Origin of the sequence: Lysinibacillus sp. RC79 (assembly GCF_041262405.1) — a bacterium.
Lineage (GTDB): Bacteria > Bacillota > Bacilli > Bacillales_A > Planococcaceae > Lysinibacillus.
On record NZ_JBGCCD010000008.1, the window covers coordinates 195,493 to 201,739 of the forward strand.

Annotated in this window: 3 protein-coding genes; all 3 read left to right on the forward strand. The window is 36.3% G+C overall.

Annotated features, from left to right (window positions below):
• Positions 1-78 precede the first annotated feature (78 nt).
• The 3 genes from gyrB (at position 79) to ABH968_RS10725 (ending at position 5,756) form a co-directional block, all read left to right on the forward strand.
• Positions 79-2,013 (forward strand): DNA topoisomerase (ATP-hydrolyzing) subunit B, encoded by a 1,935-nt coding sequence (gene gyrB / locus ABH968_RS10715; RefSeq protein WP_370044007.1) that lies wholly within the window; start codon positions 79-81, stop codon positions 2,011-2,013.
• Between the two features lie 25 nt (positions 2,014-2,038).
• Entirely contained in the window at positions 2,039-4,528 is a 2,490-nt protein-coding gene (gyrA, locus tag ABH968_RS10720) for a DNA gyrase subunit A (protein ID WP_370044008.1), read from the forward strand.
• Positions 4,529-4,673: 145 nt separating this feature from the next.
• A complete protein-coding gene (locus ABH968_RS10725; protein ID WP_370044009.1) occupies positions 4,674-5,756 on the forward strand; it encodes an HD-GYP domain-containing protein in 1,083 nt (360 codons plus the stop codon).
• Positions 5,757-6,247: the final 491 nt, after the last annotated feature.

The following is a 6,247-nucleotide window of genomic DNA, read 5'->3' on the forward strand; positions in this document are numbered from 1 at the left end:
TAGATTACAAAAGAATGGTAATAGTCAGCTCGGTTGACTGTTCATTCATTTACACACAATGATGTTATGAAGGAGTAGATGAAAGCCGTGGCTATAGAGAACGAAGGTTTACAAAATCAAGCTTATGAAGCCGATCAGATACAGGTATTAGAAGGTTTAGAAGCGGTACGTAAAAGACCAGGGATGTATATCGGTTCAACAAGCTCTAAAGGTCTTCACCATTTAGTGTGGGAAATTGTTGATAATAGTATTGATGAAGCACTTGCAGGATTTTGTACAGATATAAAAGTAACGATAGAAAAAGACAATTGGATTCGTGTAGAAGACAATGGTCGTGGTATTCCGGTAAGTATACAAGAGAAAATGGGGAAGCCTGCTGTTGAAGTTATTATGACAGTGCTCCATGCTGGCGGTAAGTTTGGCGGTGGAGGATACAAAGTATCTGGTGGTCTTCATGGTGTAGGGGCATCTGTTGTAAATGCTCTATCAGCTGAGACGATTGTTCAAGTTCATCGTGAGGGTCATATTCATGAAATTATATTTGAACGTGGGAAAACTGTTCAAGAGCTAATGATTATTGGTGATTCAGATCGTAATGGAACAACTACACGTTTTAAAGCAGACCCTGAAATATTTAAAGAGACTACGGTTTATGAATATGATATTTTAGCACATCGAATTCGTGAATTAGCTTATTTGAATCGTGGTATCAAGATTACAATTGCTGATGAACGCGAAGGTGAGGAACGTTCTACTACGTATCATTATGAAGGTGGTATCCGTTCTTATGTAGAGCATTTGAATCAATCTAAAGAGCCTATCCATGAACCAATTGATGTTCTTGGGGAAAAGGATGGTATTTCAGTTGAAATTGCTATGCAATATAATGCTGGATTCTCTTCAAATATTTTTTCATTTGCTAATAACATTAATACGTATGAAGGCGGTACACATGAGTCTGGTTTTAAAACAGCTCTGACACGTGTTATTAATGATTACGCTCGAAAAAACGGACTATTAAAAGAATCAGATGCAAACCTTACTGGTGAGGATGTTCGTGAAGGGTTAACAGCTATTGTTTCAGTTAAGCATCCTGATCCACAATTTGAAGGACAAACAAAAACAAAGCTTGGTAACTCTGAAGTTAGCCAAATTACTAACTCCTTATTCTCAGATGGTTTTGAACGATTTATGTTAGAAAATCCAACTGTCGCTCGTAAAGTTGTAGAAAAAGGTTTAATGGCTGCTCGTGCACGTGTCGCTGCTAAAAAAGCACGTGAGTTTACACGTCGCAAAAATGCCCTTGAAGTATCAAGTTTACCAGGTAAATTAGCTGACTGTTCATCAACAAATCCATCTGAATGTGAAATTTATATCGTTGAGGGTGATTCTGCCGGTGGTTCAGCAAAATCTGGACGTGACCGACACTTCCAAGCAATCTTACCGTTACGTGGTAAAATCCTTAACGTTGAAAAAGCACGCTTAGATAAAATTTTATCGAATGCAGAAATCCGTGCCATGATTACAGCATTTGGCACAGGTATTGGTGAAGAGTTTTCTTTAGAAAAGGCTCGTTATCATAAAATCGTTATTATGACAGATGCCGATGTTGATGGTGCCCATATCCGCACATTACTATTAACATTCTTCTTCCGTTTCCTTCGACCTCTCATAGAGGCAGGTTATATTTATATTGCACAGCCACCTCTTTATCAAGTTAAGCAAGGTAAGCATGTTGAGTATTGCTATGATGACGAAACATTAAAAGAAATTTTAGAACGACTATCAAAAATGCCAAAACCAAATGTACAACGATACAAAGGTCTTGGGGAAATGAATGCAGTGCAGCTTTGGGAAACTACAATGGATCCTGAGCACCGCACATTGTTACAAGTAGAATTAGATGATGCAATTAAAGCAAACCAAGCATTTGAGCGTTTAATGGGCGATGAAGTTGAACCTCGTCGTCAATTTATCGAAGAAAATGCTGTATACGCTAATTTAGATATTTAATCTTTCTTGAGAGGAGGTCTACACTTTGTCAGAACAAGAACGCTCCGGTGTTAAAGGAATTAATATAACAAAAGAAATTGAAACATCCTTCCTTGATTATGCGATGAGTGTAATCGTTTCTCGTGCATTACCAGACGTACGAGATGGATTAAAACCTGTACATCGCCGTATTTTATATGGCATGCAAGAGCTAGGGAATACAGCAGATAAAGCGTACAAAAAATCAGCACGTATAGTTGGGGACGTAATGGGTAAATACCATCCACATGGTGACTCATCCATCTATGATGCAATGGTACGTATGGCGCAAGATTTCAGCTATCGTTACATGCTAGTCGATGGTCATGGTAACTTTGGATCTGTCGATGGTGACGGAGCGGCAGCGATGCGTTATACAGAATCACGTATGTCTCGTATTGCAATGGAAATGCTTCGTGATATCAATAAAGACACAATTGACTATACAGATAACTATGATGGTTCAGAAAAGGAACCTGTTGTCCTTCCAAGTCGCTATCCAAACTTATTAGTAAATGGAGCGGCAGGAATAGCGGTAGGTATGGCGACAAATATTCCGCCACATCAACTTGGTGAAACGATAGATGCAGTGATAGCACTTTCTGAAAATCCTGCTATTACAACGGAAGAATTGATGGAAATCATCCCAGGACCTGATTTCCCAACTGGTGGATTAATTTTAGGTCGTAGCGGTATTCGCCGCGCTTACGAAACAGGTCGTGGCTCCATCATTATTCGCGCAAAGGTAGAGATTGAACAAAAATCAAATGGTAAAGAAACAATTCTTGTTCATGAATTACCATACCAAGTAAATAAAGCTAAGCTTATTGAAAAAATAGCAGAGCTTGTACGCGATAAAAAAATTGATGGTATTACAAACCTACGTGATGAATCTGACCGACGTGGTATGCGAGTAGTCATTGAAGTTCGTAAAGATGCAAATGCTAATGTAGTTTTAAATAATTTATATAAACAAACAGCCATGCAGTCGAGCTTCGGTATTAATATGCTGTCATTAGTAAATGGTCAACCTAAAGTAATGGGCTTAAAAGAAATGCTGCATCATTATTTAGAGCATCAAAAGGTTATTATTCGTCGTCGTACGGAATTTGACTTAAGGAAAGCAGAAGATCGAGCACATATTTTAGAGGGCTTACGTATTGCTCTTGATCATATCGACGAAATTATTGCTATTATCCGTGGTTCGCGAAGTGGTGATGAAGCGAAACCACAATTAATGGAACGATTCAATTTATCTGAACGTCAAGCACAGGCGATTTTAGATATGCGTTTAGTTCGTTTAAGTGGATTAGAGCGTGAAAAAATTGAAGCAGAATATCAAGAGCTTCAAATATTAATTGCTGAATTAAAAGCGATTTTAGCGGATGAGACTAAAATTGTTGATATTATTCGTACTGAAATAGTAGAACTAAAAGAACGCTTTAACGATAAACGACGTACTGAAATTACTTCTGGCGGTTTAGAAATGATTGAAGACGAGGATTTAATCCCAGTCGAAAATTCGGTCGTAACTTTAACGCACAATGGTTATATCAAACGTTTAGCTGCGAATACATATCGCAGTCAAAAACGTGGTGGTCGTGGTGTACAAGGTATGGGCACAAATGAAGATGATTTTGTAGAGCATCTTATGAATACATCTACACACGATACAATTTTATTTTTCACTTCAAAAGGAAAAGTATTTAGAGCAAAAGGTTATGAGATTCCGGAATTTGGTCGTACAGCGAAAGGCTTACCGATTGTTAACTTACTCAATATTGATAAAGGTGAGAAAGTAACAGCAATGATCCGTGTTGGTTCATTTGATGAAGATGCGTACTTTATCTTCACTACTAAAACAGGTATTACAAAGCGTACACCAGTATCTCAATTTGCTAACATCCGAACAAACGGCTTAATAGCTATAAGTTTACGAGAAGATGATGATCTCATTTCTGTTCGTTTAACAGATGGCGATAAACAAGTGATTATCGGTACTCGTGATGGTATGCTTGTACGTTTCCAAGAGGATGATATTCGTTCAATGGGCCGTACTGCAGGTGGTGTACGAGGTATTAAACTACGTGATGGTGACGAAGTAGTTGGTATGGAAATCATTGAACCAGGACAGGAAATTTTAGTTGTTACAGAAAAAGGTTACGGTAAACGTACTTCTGAAGAGGAATATCGTTTACAGAGCCGTGGTGGTGTAGGATTAAAAACAATTCAAATCACTGATAAAAATGGTCCAATGGTAGCTGTAAAAACTGTTGATGGTTCAGAAGATTTAATGCTTATTACAATTAACGGCATGCTAATCCGTATGGATGTGAATGATATCTCATTAATTGGCCGTAGTACACAGGGAGTTCGTTTAATTCGTTTAGGCGATGAAGAGCTTGTTGCAACTGTAGCAAAGGTTGAAAAAGAAGAAGACTCTAACGAAGACTTTAACGAAGACTCTAACGAAGAAAATGATCAAGTAGAAGAATAATAAAAAGACCGATGACGACAGCTCATGTCGTTCATCGGTTTTTTTAGCATAAATCATGAAAAATAAGTAATTATTTTGAATTCCATGATAAAATGAAATTAACCTTATGTTTAAGCAAGTGAAATAGTGAAGAGGAGTTAATTACGTGGAAACTATACATGTCCCAATTTCAGAGTTACGCGTTGGTAAAGTAATTTCAGAAGATATTTTTGCTAATACACAATATCCAATAATTTTTAAAAATACAATAATTTCCCATGAGCATTTACAAGTTTTTTTTGCTTTTAATATTTCAAGAGTCCCTGTTTATAATGATGGTATAGAGGCTCGAACGGAGGTAAAAGAAACAGATTTAGTTGTTCCAACAGATGCTGTTCCAACTTTCAAAAAGGTTTATGACAATTCTGTTGAACAGTTCAAAAAAGAATTTAAAAATTGGGAAGCTGGTGCAAAGGTAGATATTGCGAAAGCACGTAAAATCATTTTGCCATTATTAGAAATGGTTTTAGAAGATCGTACAATCATTTTTGAATTGAATGAGTATTCAAATCAAAAAGACTATTTGTACCATCATTGTGTAGCAACAGCATTGATTTCTTCGGTGATTGCACAAAAATTAGGCTATGACAAAGGAATTACAATTCAAGTTGCAATTGGAGGGTTATTAGCTGATTGTGGAATGGCAAAAGTTCATCCGCGTATCCGCGATAAAAAAACAACCTTAACAGAGCAGGAGTTTGATGAAATTTATAAGCATCCGATTTATAGCTATAATATGGTCAAAGATTTAACAATCTTAAAGGATACAATGAAAGAGGCTATTTTCCAGCACCATGAGCGTTTAAACGGTAGTGGCTATCCGAAAGGGGAAAAAATCGCTAATATTTCTACTTTCGCTCAAATTATCGCGGTTGCAGATGTATTCCATGCAATGACTTGTGAGCGAGTGTATAGAGCTAAGCAATCTTCCTTTAAAGTCATAGAGATGATTAATGAATCTGAATTTGGGAAGTTTGATATTAAAGTAGTTCGTGCACTGATAGATATTGTTGTCGACCTTCCTCTAGGAACAATAGTTGAACTATCTAATCTGGAACAAGGCGAAGTAATGTTTGTAAATAAATTTGCACCAACTCGACCACTTATCAAACTAAGCCATTCAGGGGAGATATTTGATTTAGGTAAAAATCGTACCTTCTATATTTCACGTATAATAACAAATTTATAATAGTAAAAGGGCAACCCATTAATATTGGCGTCTGCCTTTTTCATTTTTATCTCAATCGACAAATATTTAGGTATCGAAACCAAAGCATTAACAAAGGTTCCTACGTCTAAATAAAATGAGCTAACTATGAGAAAATTGATATCTTAAAAACCAAGTGATATAGAGAAAATTATTCCTTTGAAATTATTTAATTAAGGCTAACTAAAACCCTCTTTACATGGTGAGTAGAAGAAGAATAATAGATTTTTTAAAAACTATTGATTTTTTTTGAGAAAGTGTTGACATAGTTTTAGATTCTTGATATTATAAGTGAGTCGCCAAGAGGTGACACTTAAAATAAAGTAATGAACCTTGAAAACTGAACAAGCAAAACGTAATCAATAAAGTTTTTAGTAACTAACCTTGAGTTGGTGAACGAAACAAAATTTTGGACATCAAACATGATGCCAGCAAAACAATTTGAGCTAATCGAATTTCTTTTTATGGAGAGT